Annotated in this window: 12 protein-coding genes; 6 read left to right on the forward strand and 6 right to left on the reverse strand. The window is 71.0% G+C overall.

What is annotated here, in order from left to right; translation table 11 throughout:
* Positions 1 to 18 precede the first annotated feature (18 nt).
* A complete protein-coding gene (locus ABZ803_RS00120) occupies positions 19 to 525 on the reverse strand; it encodes a flavin reductase family protein (protein ID WP_357030584.1) in 507 nt (168 codons plus the stop codon).
* Between the two features lie 224 nt (positions 526 to 749).
* Between ABZ803_RS00120 and ABZ803_RS00125 the strand changes: the two genes are divergently transcribed.
* The 4 genes from ABZ803_RS00125 to ABZ803_RS00140 all read left to right on the forward strand — a co-directional run bounded on the left by ABZ803_RS00125 (position 750) and on the right by ABZ803_RS00140 (position 5,897).
* Positions 750 to 1,592: an IclR family transcriptional regulator gene (locus ABZ803_RS00125; protein ID WP_357030587.1), complete on the forward strand. Its 843-nt coding sequence runs from the start codon at positions 750 to 752 to the stop codon at positions 1,590 to 1,592.
* A 37-nt stretch (positions 1,593 to 1,629) separates the two neighbouring features.
* Positions 1,630 to 2,205 carry a PadR family transcriptional regulator gene (locus ABZ803_RS00130; protein ID WP_357030590.1) on the forward strand — a complete coding sequence of 192 codons (576 nt, stop codon included), beginning with the start codon at positions 1,630 to 1,632 and terminating at the stop codon, positions 2,203 to 2,205.
* Between the two features lie 61 nt (positions 2,206 to 2,266).
* Positions 2,267 to 3,499, forward strand: a complete 1,233-nt coding sequence (locus tag ABZ803_RS00135) for a bifunctional 3,4-dihydroxy-2-butanone-4-phosphate synthase/GTP cyclohydrolase II (protein WP_357030593.1) — start codon at positions 2,267 to 2,269, stop codon at positions 3,497 to 3,499.
* A 118-nt stretch (positions 3,500 to 3,617) separates the two neighbouring features.
* On the forward strand, positions 3,618 to 5,897 hold the full coding sequence (locus ABZ803_RS00140; RefSeq protein WP_357030596.1) for a LuxR C-terminal-related transcriptional regulator: 2,280 nt from the start codon (positions 3,618 to 3,620) through the stop codon (positions 5,895 to 5,897).
* A 19-nt stretch (positions 5,898 to 5,916) separates the two neighbouring features.
* Here ABZ803_RS00140 and ABZ803_RS00145 read toward each other — a convergent pair whose 3' ends face one another.
* From ABZ803_RS00145 to ABZ803_RS00155, 3 genes are all read right to left on the reverse strand, one after another.
* A complete protein-coding gene (locus ABZ803_RS00145) occupies positions 5,917 to 6,771 on the reverse strand; it encodes an alpha/beta fold hydrolase (RefSeq protein WP_357030599.1) in 855 nt (284 codons plus the stop codon).
* Complete coding sequence (gene hsaA, locus ABZ803_RS00150; RefSeq protein WP_357030602.1) at positions 6,771 to 7,934, reverse strand: 3-hydroxy-9,10-secoandrosta-1,3,5(10)-triene-9,17-dione monooxygenase oxygenase subunit; 1,164 nt, start codon at positions 7,932 to 7,934, stop codon at positions 6,771 to 6,773. The genes ABZ803_RS00145 and hsaA overlap by 1 nt, the downstream gene beginning before the upstream one ends.
* A 97-nt stretch (positions 7,935 to 8,031) precedes the next feature.
* Positions 8,032 to 9,513 (reverse strand): FAD-dependent oxidoreductase, encoded by a 1,482-nt coding sequence (locus ABZ803_RS00155; protein WP_357030605.1) that lies wholly within the window; start codon positions 9,511 to 9,513, stop codon positions 8,032 to 8,034.
* A 163-nt stretch (positions 9,514 to 9,676) separates the two neighbouring features.
* Here ABZ803_RS00155 and ABZ803_RS00160 point away from each other — a divergent pair, with 163 nt between their 5' ends.
* Positions 9,677 to 12,079 (forward strand): PEP-utilizing enzyme, encoded by a 2,403-nt coding sequence (locus ABZ803_RS00160; protein WP_357030608.1) that lies wholly within the window; start codon positions 9,677 to 9,679, stop codon positions 12,077 to 12,079.
* A gap of 79 nt (positions 12,080 to 12,158) precedes the next feature.
* Positions 12,159 to 13,064, forward strand: a complete 906-nt coding sequence (locus ABZ803_RS00165) for a tyrosine-protein phosphatase (RefSeq protein WP_357030611.1) — start codon at positions 12,159 to 12,161, stop codon at positions 13,062 to 13,064.
* Positions 13,065 to 13,606: 542 nt separating this feature from the next.
* On the opposite strand, the gene ABZ803_RS00170 is transcribed toward ABZ803_RS00165, so the two are convergent.
* On the reverse strand, positions 13,607 to 14,392 hold the full coding sequence (locus ABZ803_RS00170) for a tyrosine-protein phosphatase (RefSeq protein ID WP_357030614.1): 786 nt from the start codon (positions 14,390 to 14,392) through the stop codon (positions 13,607 to 13,609).
* Positions 14,382 to 16,544, reverse strand: coding sequence for a pyruvate, phosphate dikinase (locus ABZ803_RS00175; RefSeq protein ID WP_357030617.1), 2,163 nt, complete (start codon positions 16,542 to 16,544; stop codon positions 14,382 to 14,384). The genes ABZ803_RS00170 and ABZ803_RS00175 overlap by 11 nt, the downstream gene beginning before the upstream one ends.
* Between the last annotated feature and the right edge of the window lie 142 nt (positions 16,545 to 16,686).

Consider the following 16,686-nt stretch of genomic DNA (forward strand, 5'->3'; position numbering starts at 1 on the left):
CCACTGGCCGGGAGGCGCTCAGGCCGGATCGAACCGTCCGAACGCGGAGCGGTAGAACAGCAGCGGCGGCGCCTCGCGATGCTCCGACAGCGCCGTGACGCGCGCGATGACGATCGTGTGGTCACCGCCGTCGACCTCCTGCTCGAGCTCACAATCGAGCCAGGCCACGGCGCCGGCCAGCCGCGGCGAGCCGTTCGGCGACGGCTCCCAGTCGACTCCCGCGAACTTGTCCGTGCCGCTGCGCGCGAGCTGCCCGCAGATCTCCTGCTGGTCGTGGGCCAGGATGTTCACGCAGAACCGCCCGACCTCGCGGATGCGCGGCCACGACGTAGACGTGCGCGCCGGGCAGAAGCAGACCGCGGGCGGCTCCAGCGACAGTGCCGAGAACGACTGGCAGGTGAATCCGGCAGGCCCGGCCGCCGCCCGCGCGGTGATCACCGTGATGCCGGTGCAGAAGCGACCCAGCACGGCTTTGAAGTCGCGCACGTCCAGCGGCGATCCGTCCATCTCGAGCACCGGTTCCATCGGGCCTCCTATTTCGATCAGGCATATACCTGGTAGCTATGACAGCAGCCACCGCCGGAGGGAGGTCAAGATCGGAGTCCGGTCACCGAGACGGAGATCCGTGGAAGCTACGTAGTTCTCCCGATTCCTCCCGGCCGCGAACCCGTCAGTGTGATGGGAGACACAAACGATCGGGCACGTCGTGCCTGGTCGACGTAGCCCGAATGCGACCGACGGAGGTTCGAATGACCGTCACCCTGCTACCCGATGCCGAGCCGCACACCGCCCGGCTCTCCCACCGCGGCCGGCCCGACGGGGCCGACCCCGGCTCCGCCGACGTGCCGGTATCGATGATCGAGCGGATGACCCTCATCCTGGACGCGTTCGACGCCGCGACCCCGACGCTGACGCTGCTGGGCCTGGTGGAGCGCACCGGCCTGCCGCGCTCGACAGTCCATCGGATCCTCGATCAGATGATCCGGCTGCGCTGGCTGGCCCACACCTCCGGCGGGTACCGGCTCGGCATGCGCACCCTGGAACTGGGCGGGCTCACCGCCGATCACAACGAGATCCGCGACGCCGTCAGCCCGCTGCTGCACGAGCTGTGTCAGCGCACCGGCATGGTCGGCCATCTGGCGGTGCTCGACGGACGCGAGGTCGTCTACCTGGACAAGGCCGGTGGCCGCTTGGCCGCGCTGCTGCCCACCCGCCTCGGCGGCCGCATGCCCGCGCACTGCACCGCGCTCGGCAAGGCGATGCTGGCGGCACTGGAACCGAGCATCGCCGAAGCGGCGTTCCATACCCGGCTGCCGCGCCTGACCGCGCACACCATCACCGAGCCCGGCGCGCTGCATCGCGCCTTAGCCCAGATCCGGCTGCGCCAGGGCGTGGCGCTGGACCGGGAGGAATCGATGGACGGAATCGCCTGCGTCGCGGCGCCGTTGCGTGGCCGCGGCACGGCGCCCGCGGCACTGTCGCTGTCCGGGCGGGCCGAGGCGATGAGTTTCGACAAGCTGGCACGGGTGCTGCTCGAGATCTCCCACGAGGCAGGACGGACATTGTTCCCCCGCCGGGCGCGCTGGCGATAGCCCGAGTCGGAATATGCCTGAGCGGTACAGTCCGATCATGACCGATGGCGGCAGACCCGCGGTGCCCGACCTGCCTACCACCGCGTGGGCCGTGCTCGGAATGCTCTCGCACGCCGATGAACTCTCCGGCTACGACTTGAAGAAATGGGCCGACTGGAGTCTTCAGTTCTTCTACTGGAGCCCGTCGTTCAGCCAGATCTACGCCGAACTCAAGCGTCTGGAAAAGCACGGCTACGCCAGTTCCCGCACGGTGGTGCACGAGGACGGCGTGCGCGGCAAGCGGATGTACGCCATCACACCGGAAGGCCGTGCCGCCGCCGCGAACTGGGTCAACCACGCGCCGGTCGAGGCGCCGGTGCTCAAGCACAGCGTGATGCTGCGAGCGTGGCTGGGCAACCTCGCCGAACCCGATCGGATGCGCGAAATCCTCACCGAGCACATCACATACGCCGAGAAGATGCGTAAACGCGCCGAGGCCGACGCGGAGGGCGCGGAGGCGAATCCGGACTGGGCCTATCCGGAATTGGTGCTGCGCTGGTGCGTGCGGCACTACGAGGCCGAGCGCGATTTCGCGCGAGAGTTGCTGGCGGATATCGATCGCCTCACTGAGTGAGACGCAGCCTGGCTGTTCCGGTCCCGTCATATTTCTATCAGGCATATGGAGGTGGCGGATGATGACCGGTGAACTGGACTCGGCGCCTGCCGCGGTGGCGGCGATCGCGAGCGGCGGCATGGCACTGGTGGTGGACGACGCGGACCGCGAGAACGAAGGCGATCTGGTGCTGGCCGCCGAGCACGCGACCGCGGAGAATATCGGTTTCCTGGTGCGGCACACCAGCGGCGTGCTGTGCGTGCCCATGATGGGCGGCGATCTGGACCGGCTGGAGCTGCCGCCGATGACGGCGGTCAACCAGGATCCGAAAGGCACCGCCTACACGGTCTCGGTGGACGCGGCGACGGGGATCGACACCGGCATCTCGGCCGCCGACCGCGCCCACACCATGCGCCTGCTGGCCGATCCCGCCGCAACACCCCGGGATCTCACCCGTCCCGGGCACGTATTCCCCTTGCGGGCGCACCCGCGCGGCGTCCTCGGCCGGCGAGGGCATACCGAGGCCGCCGTCGATCTGGTCCGGATGGCGGGACTACGCCCCGCCGGAGTCATCGCCGAGGTGGTGCGCGACGACGGGTCGATGGCCCGGCTCCCCGAGCTGCTTTCCATGGCCCGGGTGCACGGAATCCCGATCATCTCCATCGCCGACCTGGTCGACCACCGCCGCGGACTCGAGCCGGGCGTGCAGCGCGTCGTCGAAACTCGGCTGCCGACCCGTTTCGGCGAGTTCCGGCTGGTCGGCTATCGCGATGAGACGAACCACGCCGAACATCTCGCGCTGGTGCTCGGCACGCCGGGCGAGGGCGACGTGCTGACCCGGGTGCACTCGGAATGCCTCACCGGTGACGCGTTCGGCTCGCTGCGCTGCGACTGCGGCGAGCAGCTCGACGCCGCCATGCGGGCCGTGGCCGCCGAAGGCCGCGGGGTGGTGGTGTACCTGCGCGGGCACGAGGGACGCGGCGTCGGACTGCTCAACAAACTGCGCGCCTACCAGCTCCAAGACGCCGGCGCCGACACGGTCGACGCGAACCTGCGGCTCGGGCTGCCCGTCGACGCCCGCCACTACGGCGCCGCGGCACAGATCCTCGCCGACCTGGGCGTGCGGTCGGTCCGGCTGCTCAGCAACAATCCGGCCAAACAGGCGGGTCTGACCGCCCACGGCATCGCCGTCGAACGGCGAATTCCCTTGCAGGCCGGTACGACCGAGCACAACGTGCACTATCTGCGCGCCAAGCGTGACCGGATGCGCCACCAGTTGACCGAGGTCGACGACGCCGCTGTCGCCGTCCGATGAACCGGAGCGGTTCGGTTCCCCCGCCCCCACGCCCGCGGGCCGGGCCGGCACGTCCACCGGAGTCGATTTTGTCCAGAATGCTCCTGCGCGCCACGCGCGGTACCTAGTGTTGACACCCATGGCGCGGCGTCCCATCGGCAACCTCCCTGCCGAGGTCACCAGCTTCGTCGGGCGCCGGGAGGAACTCGCCGCCGCGAAGCGGCTGCTGCCCACGACGCGGGTGCTGACGCTGCTCGGCCCGGGCGGTGTCGGCAAGACCCGGTTGTCCCGCCAGGTCGGCGCGGTGGTCGCGCGCGCGTTCCCGGACGGAGTGTGGTCGGTCGAGCTGGCCGATGTGCACGATCCCGACCTGGTGACGGTGACCGTCGCGGAGGCCCTGGCGCTGCGCGACGACACGGCGGCGCCCTTGCGGCGGCTGACCGAGTTCCTCGCGGACAAACGGTTGCTGCTGATTCTCGACAACTGCGAGCACCTGATCGACGCGTGCGCGCGGCTGGTCGGCAGGATCGTGGCCACCACCCCGGAGGTACGGGTGCTGGCGACCAGCCGGGAGGTGCTGGGGGTGCAGGGCGAACAGGTCATGCCCGTGGCGCCCCTGCCGCTCGCGGCGGGGGAGAGCGCGGACAGCGATGCGATGCGGCTGCTCGCCGAACGGGCGGGCGCCGCCAATCCCGGCTTCGTGGCCACCTCGGCGAACCGGGGGGCGCTGGCCGCGATCTGCCGCAGGCTGGACGGCATTCCGCTCGCGCTGGAACTGGCCGCGTTGCGGTTTCGGATGTTCACTCCGGAGCAGATCCTCGCCCGGCTCGACGACACCATGGGCCTGCTCAGCGCGGGACCGCGACTCGCGCCGGAGCGTCAGCAGACCATCGAGGGTGCGATCCGCTGGAGTTATGACCTGTGCACGCCCGCCGAACAGCGGTTGTGGGAGCAGCTGTCGGTTTTCGCGGGCGGCTTCGACATCGACGCCGCCGAGGCCGTGTGCCTACCCGCCCCCGGGGCGCGGACACTCTTCGACGCGCTGACCGGCCTGGTCGACAAATCCGTGCTGACCCTGCGCTACGACGGCGATATCGGCCGGTACTCGATGCTGGAGCCGATCCGGCAGTTCGCCCACGACCGGCTGGCCGAGCGGGGCGACGAACCCGCGGTGCGCGCGCGTCACCGCGACCACTACCGGCGGCTGGCGTTGCGCGGCCGGACCGCGTATTGGAGTTCCGACGACGTCACGTGGTTCCGCGCACTGAACCGCGAGCACGCGAATCTGCGCGCGGCTCTGCAATCCGGCCTCGTCGACACACCGGAGTCGGCACTGGAGATGGCCGCGGTGCTGCGGCCGTTCTGGGAGCACAACCGCTTCCTGACCGAAGGGTATCGCTGGCTGACCGATGCGCTGGCGAAGTCGAGCGAACCGACCGAGCTTCGCGCACGCGGACTGTCCGCGGCCGCCTCGCTGGCGGCGCTGCTGTCCGACCGCGGGTCCGCTCGCCAATTGGTGGACGAATGCGTGACCCTGGCACGCAAACTCAACGCCCCCGACATTCTCGCCGAGGCGATGCTCGATTCGGCGCTGCTGGCCTTCAACGACGGCGACACCGCCCGCGCGCTCGAATTGGCCGAAACCGCGACGCATCTGGCGGCCGAATGCGGCCATCACGCCATGGAGATGGACAGTCTCGCGTTCGCGTTCGTGTGCGCGCTGGTGCTCGCCGACGCGCGCTCGACCGTTTTCGCCGAGCGGCTGCTCGCGGTCGCCACCGAACGGGGACCGTCTCTGCTCGGCGGGCTGGCACAGTGGTCGATGGGCCTGGACCATTGGCGACGCGGCGATCAGGCCGCCGCGACCGACTATCTGGCCCGGTCCGTCGAAATGTTCAGCCTGTTCGAGCGGTGCGTCTGGCTCGCCTCCGGATTCGAGGGGCTGGCGTGGACGGCGGTGGACCGAGCGGACTTCGAGCGAGCCGCGCGCCTGCTCGGCGCCGCGGAGATCCTCGCGCGCAGCACGGTGCGCCTCGCACACGCCATCACCGGCGTGCTCGGTGACAAGATGCGTGGTCGCGTCCGAGAAGCGCTGGGCGAACGCAGGTTCCAGGAGATCTTCGACAGCGGTGCGGCGCTGTCGCTGGGCGAGGCGATCGACTACGCGCTGGGTCGCACGCCCGCCGCGGCGCGTCCGCCGCAGCCCGCTGCGGTCGGCTCCGAGGCGGCCGACGTCCTCACCCGGCGGGAGAAGGACGTCGCCCGGCTGATCGCGGCCGGGCACAGCAACAAACGCATCGCCGCGGACCTGGTGATCTCGGTGCGCACCGCCGAGACCCACGTCGAGCACATCCTCACCAAGCTCGGCTTCACCTCGCGAACCCAGGTCGCGGGATGGGTCCGCGATCACGGGCTGTGACCGACGTGGGCGGCGGCGATCAGAGCCCGGCGCCGAGGAAATCGACGACGGCGCGTTCGAACGCCGACTTGCGCTCGATCTGCACCCAATGACCACAGCGGGCGAAAACGCGCAGATCGGCGTCGGGGATCTGCCGTGCGGGCAGCAGCGACGCCTCCACCGGTGTCACTCGATCGTCGCGCCCCCACAGAATCAGTGTCTGCGGGCGCAGTCCGCGCAGCCGTGCCCACAGCGGAACCGGTTCGGCGAGAGCGGGATCGGCGAACGTCGCGTAGGCGTCGCGCAGCGCGGCGAGGGCGGCCGGATCCGAGGCCGCGGCGAGCCGGGCTTCGATCAGGTCCTCGGTCAGGGTCCCCGGATTCGACACCATGGTGCGCAGCCAGGGCACGAGGCGCTCGCGATTGGGGTCGGCGCTGAACTCCAGCAACCGCGTGATGCCCTCGGACGGTTCCGGTCCCAGGACATTCACCCCGACGCCGCCGGGCGCCATCAGCACCAGCCGATCGATCCGCTCGGGATGTTCCAGCGCCAGCAACGTCGCGACGGCGCCGCCCATCGAATTACCCAGCAGGTGGACGCGGTCCAGGCGGAGATCGTCGAGCAGCCCGAGCACCGCGTCGGCGGAGATGCGCAGGTAGTTGCGTTCGTACGCCGCCGGGCGGCCGCTGGCGCCGAAGCCCGGCTGGTCGACGATCAGACAGCGGAAACGCTCGGCCAGCACCGGCAGGTTCGCGCCGAAGTTGGCCCAGCCCGAGACTCCAGGCCCGGAACCGTGCAGCAGCACCAGGGGCACACCGGCCCCGGCCTCGTGGTAGCGCAGTTCGTACCCGCCCGTCGTGCTCCAGCGCGTGGTGTTCTCGGCGGTGAACGTCATCAGATCATCCGATCCGTGACCGGCAGCCCGAACGCGTTGCGGCCGTAAAGGACCAGCGCGCGCTCGACATCGTTGATGACGTGCACGCTTCCGGCGTGCGCGTCGCGCCAGTGCCGCTCGATCGGATTGGGTTTGCGGATGGCGTGGCCGCCGGAGTTGTCGAACAGCAGGTCGATGGCCTCGATGGCGCGTTCGGTCCCGCGCACCTGATCGCGGCGGCTGCGCACGCGCAGTTCGAAGGGGATCTCCTCTCCCGCTTCGGCATAGCGCAGCTGCTCGCCGATGTTGCGCTCCATCTGGAGGACGGCCGCGTCGATCTCCGAGGCCGCGCGAGCCACCCGGACGTGCGCGAACGGGTCCTCGGCGGCCTTCTGCCCGCCGTAGGAGACCCGTACCCGCTCGCGCATCCGCTCGATGTGCGCTTCGTAGGCGCCTTGGGCGGCGCCGATGATGGGGGCGGTGATGGTGTTGGAGAACACCGCGCCGAACGAGATCCGGTAGAGCGGGGCGGTATTCACCTCTTGACCGGGGCCGCGCAGCTCCGCCTGCTCACTCGCGCGGTAGGTCCGGTGGGCCGGCACGAACGCGTTCTCGATGACGATGTCGTTGCTGCCGGTGCCGGACAGCCCGGACACATGCCATACGTCCTCGATGCGGTAGTCGGTGCGCGGCACCAGGACGGTCAGGTACTCCGCTCCCCCTTCGTCGTTCGGCACGACCGCGCCGAGGAAAGCCCAGCGGGCGTGATCGCATCCGGAGGAGAAGCTCCAGCGGCCGCTGATCTCGAAGCCGCCTTCGGCGGGCGTCAGCTTGCCGGTGGGCGCGTACGACGAGGAGACCAGCGTGTCCGGATCGGCGCCCCACACGTCCTCCTGCGCCCGCAGCGGGAACAAGGCGAGCTGCCACGGGTGCGCGCCCAGCACCGACGACACCCACGCCGTGGACGGGCACGCGGTGGCGATAGCCCGGATCACCTCGTAGAACGCGACCGGGGACGATTCGTCGCCACCGAAGCGAGACGGCTGCAGCATGCGGAACACCCCCGCGTCGGTCAGCTCTCGAATGCTCTGCTCGGGCACTCTGCGCTGCCGGTCGGCGTCGGCGGCTCGCTCTCGGATCGCGGGCAGCAGATCCCGTACCCGATCGAGCACCTTGTTGGTCATATGCGGTAGTCCTCCTCGTAGTGCCGTCTTTCGACGCTAGGCCGGTGCGGCGGCGTCGGCCCCGATCCATCCCGATGACCGGAACCCACCGGCGGGATCAGTCGGTGCGAGCCGCGGCGGCGCCCGCGCGGCGGCCGAAGAAGGTGCCGTCGCCGAGCGAAGTGCCGCTGATGTAGCCCTCGCCGTGCAGGTTGCTGGCGGCCCGGCCAGCGGCGAACAGCCCGGGGATCGGCGCGCCGTCGATGTCGAGCACGGCGCCGTCGAGCGAGGTGTGCAGACCGCCGAGGGTGAAGACGGATGCGCCGGTCCCGCGGCGATCACCGGACTCCGACGGTGGCCGCACCCCCGCCCGCACGTCGATCGCGGCGAGCGGTGGCGCGAGGGGCCGCAGCCAGCGCGGCGCTTTCCCGAATTCGGGATCCACGCCGCGGGAGGCGAAGCTGTTGTACCGGCGAATGGTGTCGGCCAACGCGGCCGCCGGTAGGTCCAGCAGATCGGCGAGTTCCTCGGCGGTCTCGGCCACGTGGGTCGGCCGCACGCCCCACCGCTGGGGTTCCGGTACTTCCTCGAAGGCCCGTTCGTCGAGCACGACCCAGGTCCGCATGTCCTGCCGGAACAGCGCCGCTTGGCCGATCCGGCCGGGATAGGTGTCCTCGTTGATGAACCGCTGCCCGTTCCCGTTCACCACCATGCCGCGCGCGGCCAGGCCGGGAACGAGCGAGATGCCCACCTGGCCGGTGGCCATGTGCCGCACGGCCGCGCCGAGCGCCTGTGCCATCCGGATCCCGCTTCCGTCGTCGGTGCCCGCGCTGACCTTGGTGTGTCCCAGCAGTTTCGGCGCGTGCGCGGCCAGCATGGCGTCGTTGTCGACGAATCCGCCGGTGGTCAGCACGACGCCGCGGCGGGCACGGACGGTCAGCTCTGTGCCGTACCGCCGGGCCACCACGCCGACGACCGTGCCGTCGTCCGCGACGATCAGGCAGGTCGCCCTGGTGTCGGAAAGCATTGTGGCACCGGCGGATCGAGCGGCCCCGGCAAGGCGGTCCATCAGCAGCTTGCCGCCGAAGTCCGCGGCGGCCGGGCGATGGCCGCGGGGCGCGGGCGCGGCGAGTTCGGCGAACGGCCCGCTGTTCTCCCCCAGCCACATGAGCCCGTCATCGGTCGGCGGCACCCAGGCCGGCGCGTCCCACAGCGTGGGGTTGAACGGCACACCGCGGTCGGCGAGCCAGTGGAAATGCGCGACGCTGTCCTCGCAGTAGCGAGTGATCTTGTCCAGGTCGGCGCCCGGTCCGAGCGCGGCCGACAGGAACGCGGCCATCGCCGCCGGGTCGTCGTCGAACCCGCAGGCCCGCTGGATCGGTGTGCCGCCGCCGAGATAGATCTCGCCGCCGGAGAGGGCGGATGCGCCGCCGGGACCGCTCATCCGATCCAGCACCAGGACCTGCGCGCCGCCCGCCGCCGCCTCGAATGCCGCGGCGGAACCGGCACATCCGTAGCCGACCACCAGCACATCGGTCTCGATGTCGTAGGCGCGCACGTCGGCGGCCGCGCGGGGCGCGACCGAATTCCGATCACTCATGTAGTCGACCTTCCTGCCCCGCGCTCGGTGGCCGCGGGCCCATCTTGGTGAGCGACCCTCGGGTCCCGGTGATCGGGACTGTGCACCAGCACGGGGGCGTCGGGTGGCGATGGTGTGTGAACGGCGTCACGTCTGCGTGGGCGCCAGCGAGGAGGAAGAATTCATGCGGGTCCTGGTCACCGGAGTTTCCGATCCGACCGGTCGCGCGGTGGCGCGCATGCTGCTGGCCGCGGGCCACGACGTGGTCGGGCTGGATCGCGAGCGCCACCGGTACGTCGATCCTCGGGTCGAGGTGATCACCGGTGACCCGGAGGGGCCTGCGATCTGCGCGCAGGCCGTCGCCGACTGCGCGGCGGTGGTACACCTGGGCGGTTCGCTCGCCGCGATCACGCGAGCGGCCCGAGCGGCGGGGGCGCGCATCGTGGTTCCCGTAGGCGCGGGATCGGATGCGGTAACCGAGGAGGCGGTGCGGTCCAGCGGGGCGCAGGCTCTGATCGTGCGCACCGCGCCGGTCGCGGGCAGGCGCGTCGAGGGCGCGAGCGGGCGAAACCTGCTGCGGCTGCTGGGTTCCCGCCCGGCGGGCGGATTCCAGGTGCTGCACACCGACGACTTCGAACGCTTCCTGGTACTGGCCGTGGGATCGGGACGTACCGGCGTCGTGGAGCTGGCCGCGCCCGGCGTGGTTTCGGCCGAGGACGCGCGCCGCATCCGTGCGGCGGCGGGAACACGGCGGCCGCGGCGGAAGTCGCGCACGCGGCCCGTACCGCAGGTGGATTCGACGGCGGCGCGCGACGAGTGGGGATTCCGCTGCGGGTGGACCGCGTCGGAAGTCGCGGCGGATATCGTTCGCGGACTGGCCGGCCGCAAGGTCGACGGCGGCGAACTCGTCGCTCGCACCGGCGCGATCCCGCTGCCCGGCTATCTGGTGCCTACCCGCGCGGCCACGTCGGACGGCCACGCCCTGGTGTCGGTGGCGCCGGAAGGTCTCGAAGGCGAATTCGACGATCGCGTCGACCCGGCCTATCCGGTGCACACCGCGACGAATACCTCCGAGGCGCTGCCCGGCCCGCTCACGCCGCTGACCGTTGACCTGCAGGCGGGCGCGATTCGGCTGGCCAACGCGGCGATGGGCCGGATGATCGCGCTGGAGGGCATCGCGCTGGAGCACTGGACCAGCCGGGTCACCACCGTGCTCGGACACCACATCTACATCAACGCCTCCATCGGGGTGCTGGCCGCGGAGAACATGCCGGGCTGGGACGAGCAGAGCATCCGTCGCGACGTCTACGGCAACATCCCGGCCGAGATCTCGCTGACCCCGCACGGCAAACCACCCACCCCGACCGGTTTCGCCAGTACCCGCGCCACCTGGCGCGCCGCGGGCCGGGTGCTGCGCACGGCGCTGCGTTACCGGGAGACCACCGACGGTATCAACGCCGCCGCGCACCAGGAGACGTTGAGCGCCGCGGCGATCCGCGAGCTCACCGACGAGCAACTGCACGCTCGGGCCCTGCTGTGGCGGGACCGGCTGAACCACTCGTGGGCGGCGGCGTCCATCGGCGTGATGATGACCGGCGCGGCGACGGCCATCCACTCCCGTGGCAAGGATTCCGCGGACGTGCCCATCGACCTCGAGCGGTTGGAGTCGGCCAGGACCATGCTCGCCGTGGAACGGCTCGCCGCGCTGTGCCGGGCCGACACCGCGTTGCAGGACGCTGCGCACTCGGGCGATGTCGCCGCGGCGCGGGCGATCTCCCCGGCGTTCTCCGCCGCGCTGGACGAGGAACTACACCGGATCGGGCATCGCGGGCCGGGCGAGTGCGAGCTGATCAACCCGACTTTCGGCGACCGTCCCGAACTGCTGGTCACCGCCGCGGCCCGAGCGGCCGCGATGCCCGCGCCCAAGCGGGAACCGGTCGACTCGTCCCCGAACCGCACCGCCCGGATGGCGGCGGGTGCGACGATGGCGCGCGAACGCGTCCGCGACGCCGTCGTCCGGTACACCCACTGCCTGCGCCTCGCCGTGCGCGAGCGGGCGGGCCGGCTGATCCGGGACGGGCGGCTACAGCGGGCCGAGGACGCCTGCTTCCTCACCCTCGACGAAATCCTTTGGGCGCCCGCCGATCTGACCGAGCGCGTAGCACGGCGGCGGGCGGAACTCACCCGGCTACAGGGCATCCGGATGCCGGACGTGATCGCGGGCGATTGGGCACCGCTCTCGGATGCGGACGCTTTGGCGCCCGGGGAAAGCCTGACCGGCATCGGAGTGTCCTCCGGCGTGGTGGAGGGCACCGTGAAACGCGTGCTGTCCCTCGACGACGACATCGAACCGGGCGACATCCTGGTCGCGTCGGTCACCGACACCGGGCACACCGCGATGTTCGCCTACGCGGCCGCGGTGGTCACCGACATCGGCGGATCCGCTTCGCACGCCGCCATCGTGGCCCGGGAATTCGGCATCCCCTGCGTCGTCGACACCAAGACCGCCAGCGCGGCCCTCGCCGACGGGCAGCGGGTGCGCGTGGACGGGTCGGCCGGCACGGTCACCCTGCTCGCCGACGCATGAGCCGGGGCCGGGGGCGCGCACCCCGGCCCCTTGCCGGTTCGGCGCCGCCGGGCCGCGACCCTATGGAAGGAATGATCCAGTGACGATTTCGCGTGCTGTTCGCGGGGCGATGACCGGTGTCGCCGCCGCACTGATCGCCGTATTCCCGTCCACCACCACCGCATTCGCGGGCCCCGCCCTCGTGCACACCGCGCACGAGCGTTCCATGCAGCTATCGGCGGCGCCGAACGCCAGGGACATCGGCGACTATCCCACCCAGGGCAACGGCAAACTACGGACCGGCGTCGTCTTCCGCACCGACGCCCTGGACAAGCTCACCGCAGCCGACCAGCAGAAACTGGTGGCCGCGGGCATCACCGCGGTGATCGATTTCCGCAGCCCGGCCGAGTCGGGGGCCAATCCCGACAAGCTTCCCGCGTCGATTCCCGCCCTCGCGCGTCCGGTGTACGACCCGGGCAACGACTTCTATCTGATGGTGGGCAAGGCGGTACAGGGCGGCCCCGCCGTGCAGCAACAGATGTTCGGCGACGGCAAGGCCGCGGGCATCATGCGCGACTACTACCGCTGGCTGGTCAGCGACGCCACGGCACGCGGCCGGTTCGGCGACGCCATTCGGGATGTCGCGAACGCCACCGGGCCGGTGCTGTTCCACTGCACCGCGGGCAAGGACCGTACCGGCTGGATGACCGCGATCCTGATGACAGCGCTCGGCGTCCCGAAGGGGCAGGTGTACAAGGATTATCTGGAGTCGAACGACAACCTGGCCGCGGGTAACAAGGCGCTGATGGACGGGCTGGTGGCCAAGGGGCTGGTCACCGATCCCGCGCTGTTCGATCCGATCCTCGGCGTGCAGCGCGACTTCCTCGATGCCGCGTTCGACCAGGCCGCCGCGTCCTTCGGTTCGTTCGACCGGTTCGTCTCCGAGGGGCTCGGCGTGGACGGTCCGACGCTGGAGGCGCTGAAAGCCAAGCTGCTGTCGCGGTAGTCAGGGTCGTCGGCGGGTCGGGTGGATCGTGGGTCCCCCGGCCCGCACCAGGTCGCCGGTCCGGTACATCCGCTCGCCGGGTGCAGCGGATCGGCGACGAACCGGGCCGCGGTCAGGCACCCGCTCAGTTGTTCCGGGACACGGCCGCGTTCACCGGCCGCACCGATGCTCGCGACTCGAACCGGTGATCGATGATCGCCCGCCGATGGCATACGAGGGCGGTTGCCTCCACTGAAGCGCGCGAGGTGCGGTCATCGTGTGGGCCGCCGCCGACGCGGCGAACGAGTCGCGTCCCTCACCGCGGTGTGCTCGCCCGCCCAGCGGCCTTCGACCGAATGCCCGCCGAAGACCCGTGCAGCGCTAGAAGTCCAGCTTCATTGATCTCCTACGCGATTCCGGCGCCGAAGATGCGTCGACCGCCGAGGGCGGGGCGAGTTCGCGGTTCGGTTTCGGCGACGCTGTCGCCACCGAGCCGGCGGGCCGCCATATCACCCGGCCGCTCCAGCGGGGCACGATGACAGCCGCTCTCCGCACCGACGCCCCTATCGCTGCGCGATCAGCACCTCGCGCAGTCGCGCCAACTCCACGGTGGTCAGCCCGCTGCTCAGCAACCATTCGGCGGCGCCGCCGTGGTCGGCGGACAGGTTGGCCAGGAAACGTCGCATCACCTCGGCCTCGACGCCGAGAATGCCGGTGCTCACCGGGGGCAGTCCCGCGTAGGACGGGAGCGCGTCGAGCCGGTCGCGGACCCGGTGCATGCGTTCACCGGTCAGCGCGTAGTCCGCCGCGATCGCCTCCGGCGGCACGCCGACCGCGTCCAGGAGCACCGCGGCGAGCAGGCCGGTGCGGTCCTTGCCCGCGGCGCAATGGAACAGCACCGAGTGACGGCCCGCGTCGACGACCAGCCGCACGGCCGCGACGATGGAGTCGGCGCTGCCCGCCAGCAGCTTGTCGTACAGGTCCACCAGATCGACCCGGCTGGAGTCCGGCACCAGATCCCGTGCCGCCAGCGAGGATTGCGGCGACTTGCGCACCGGCAGGCAGACCCGCCGCAGGTCGGCGGTGGCCAGCAGTCCGTAGCCCTCGCGCTCGACTTCGTCGGGCAGCCGCAGATCGATCAGCGTGCGCAGACCGATCGGGCCGAGCAGTTTCGCCATATCGGCTTCGGTGAGGTTCTGCGGCGTGCTGGAGCGGTAGACCACCCCGAATCGGGTGGTTCCGCCGCCTTGCACGGGTAGCCCGCCCAGGTCGCGCACGTTGTCGATCTGGGCGAACTCGACCCACCGGTCACCGGGCACAGTGGATTCGCCCGCGAGGTCAGTGGGCACGGCCGGCCGCCGCCTCGTCGGCGCGGCTCAGGCCGCACAGTCCGATCAGGTCCTCGTGCAGCTCGAACCACACGGTGTGGTAGCTGTCCAGCACGGGCCGGGCGACCCAGGAGTGGTCGCCGGCCGCGATCCGCTCGATCGCGTGCGCGAACCGGCCGGAATACCGTGCCAGCCGCGGTGCGAGGTCGCCGATCCGCCGCAGGAGCGGTTGCACGCCGCGGTGCAGTTCGGTCAGCCGGGTCAGGACCGCGCCGTCGTACTCGGCGTCGGCGTGGTCGTTGACGGTGGCCGGATCCTTCATCTGCCACGCGGTCACGATCTCTTTCAGAGAGCCGTTGAAAGCACAGAATTCGGCGTAGACCGAGGCGATCGCGGCGCGGTCCACCGCCCGTCGTTCCGTCGCCAGCAAACCGTCGAGGTGCTGTCTGCCCTCGGGGGTGAGACGCACACCGATCGGCGTCGCGGCGCACCAACCCGCGGTCACGAGCTCCTCGCATCGGACGGCGACGGCCTCGGCCGACGCGCCGGTGCCTGCGGCTAGCGCGTCGTGGGCGGCCCGGCCTTTGATACCGATCAGCCGCAGCAGATCGAGGTCGGCGACCTGCGTCACCGCAGGCGGGAGTGCCGCGGTTACCTCTGCCGGGGCGTCGGCCACGCGCGCGTCCAACCACGCCGCCAACCCGTCGATGTCGGTGCCCGCCCACCCGGCCAACCGGCTGACGTCCGCGAGGGTGCTCCCGTCGACGGGTTTGCCTTCGACTCGCCCCGGCCATACCGTGCCCGCGCCGCCGTCCACGGTCACCACCCGGCCGGTCAGCGCCGCGACGACGCCGGGACCGCAGCCAACCACACACGGCCTGCCGATCTCGCGGCCGACCAGCGCGGCGTGCGAGGTGACACCGCCCAGTTCGGTGACGATCGCCCGGGCGGCGATCATGCCGTGCAGGTCGTCGGGGCTGGTGGTCGGGCGCACCAGAATCACGTCCTCTCCTGCCTCCGCGCGGCGCTCCGCCTCGTGCGGATCGCTGACGACGACCCCGGCCGCCAATCCGGGACAGGCCGATTCGCCGCGCGCCAGCGGCGTCCCCGTGTACTCGCCGCTCGCCGGGCGCAGCACGGCACGCACCTGATCGGCGGTGATCCGGGCCAGCGCCTCCTCCGCGCCGATCAGGCCCTCGTCTGTCATGGCCACCGCGGCCCGCACAGCCGCGCGCGCCGAGCGCTTGGCGGGGCGGGACTGCAACAGCCACAGGGCGCCGGATTCGACGGTGAATTCGATGTCCTGGATATCGCGGCCATCGCGTTCCAGCAGGCCGGCCGCCGCGACGAGTCGGCTGTGCACCTGCGGCAACAGGGTGGCCAGCTCGTCGAGCGGCCGCGGGGTGGTCCGGCCGGACACCACGTCCTCACCTTGCCCCCCGACAAGCCATTCGCCGAACATCGCGCGCTCACCCGTGTTCGGGTTGCGGCTGAACAACACACCGGTGCCGGATTTCTCGTCGAGATTGCCGAAGACCATGGCTTGCACCGTCACCGCGGTTCCCAGGGTTCCGGACACGCCGCGATTGCGCCGATACGTCTGCGCGCGAGGCGAATCCCAGGACCGGAACACCGCGCTGATGGCCGCTCGCAGCTGTTCCCAGGGATCCTCGGGCACCGCACCGGCCGGGTCGCCCAGCACGGTTTCGCGGTACTGGGTGCGAAACCTTTCCCGGGTGTCGACGGCGTAGTCCGGGTTCCCGGTCTCCGCCGCCAGCGCTGCCGCGACCGCCTCGTTCATGCCGAGGTTCAGCACCGTGTCCATCATGCCCGGCATGCTCACCGCGGCGCCCGAACGGACCGACACCAGCAGCGGCCGGGTGCCGGACCCGAAGACCCGTCCGGTGCCGCGCTCCAAGGTGGCGATTCCGGCCCGAACCGCCCGCCAGATGTCCTCGCCGATCACCCCGCGCGCCGAGAAGTCGGCCCAGCCCTCGATGGTGATCACGAAGGCGGGCGGCACCGGAAGACCCAGCGCGCGCATGCGGTTGACGCTCCACGCTTTCCCGCCGATGCTTTCCCGCGACAGCGCGCAGGCGCCGTCGAGTTCGACGACCGGCGCGGCGCCCGCTGCCTCGTCGTTTCGCTCCGCTAGCTCTGCTCCGGCGGTCATGTCACTCCTTTGCGATCACTGCGCATTCTGCGCCTCGGTGCGATTCGGACCTCGGGCACCCGACCGGGCGCGAACCGCGGCGCGCTCACCTGTAGCTCTGTTCGAGCCTGCCGTGCGGTCCATCATCGGCCGTACCTGTGGT

It is taken from the genome of Nocardia sp. NPDC047648 (assembly GCF_040642815.1).
Classification (GTDB): Bacteria; Actinomycetota; Actinomycetes; order Mycobacteriales; family Mycobacteriaceae; genus Nocardia; species Nocardia gamkensis.

Coding starts and splice junctions, on each gene's coding strand:
- ABZ803_RS00120 (WP_357030584.1), bottom strand. CDS start 525: ATGGAACCGGTGCTCGAGATGGACGGATCGCCGCTGGACGTGCGCGAC.
- ABZ803_RS00125 (WP_357030587.1), top strand. CDS start 750: ATGACCGTCACCCTGCTACCCGATGCCGAGCCGCACACCGCCCGGCTC.
- ABZ803_RS00130 (WP_357030590.1), top strand. CDS start 1,630: ATGACCGATGGCGGCAGACCCGCGGTGCCCGACCTGCCTACCACCGCG.
- ABZ803_RS00135 (WP_357030593.1), top strand. CDS start 2,267: ATGACCGGTGAACTGGACTCGGCGCCTGCCGCGGTGGCGGCGATCGCG.
- ABZ803_RS00140 (WP_357030596.1), top strand. CDS start 3,618: ATGGCGCGGCGTCCCATCGGCAACCTCCCTGCCGAGGTCACCAGCTTC.
- ABZ803_RS00145 (WP_357030599.1), bottom strand. CDS start 6,771: ATGACGTTCACCGCCGAGAACACCACGCGCTGGAGCACGACGGGCGGG.
- hsaA (WP_357030602.1), bottom strand. CDS start 7,934: ATGACCAACAAGGTGCTCGATCGGGTACGGGATCTGCTGCCCGCGATC.
- ABZ803_RS00155 (WP_357030605.1), bottom strand. CDS start 9,513: ATGAGTGATCGGAATTCGGTCGCGCCCCGCGCGGCCGCCGACGTGCGC.
- ABZ803_RS00160 (WP_357030608.1), top strand. CDS start 9,677: ATGCGGGTCCTGGTCACCGGAGTTTCCGATCCGACCGGTCGCGCGGTG.
- ABZ803_RS00175 (WP_357030617.1), bottom strand. CDS start 16,544: ATGACCGCCGGAGCAGAGCTAGCGGAGCGAAACGACGAGGCAGCGGGC.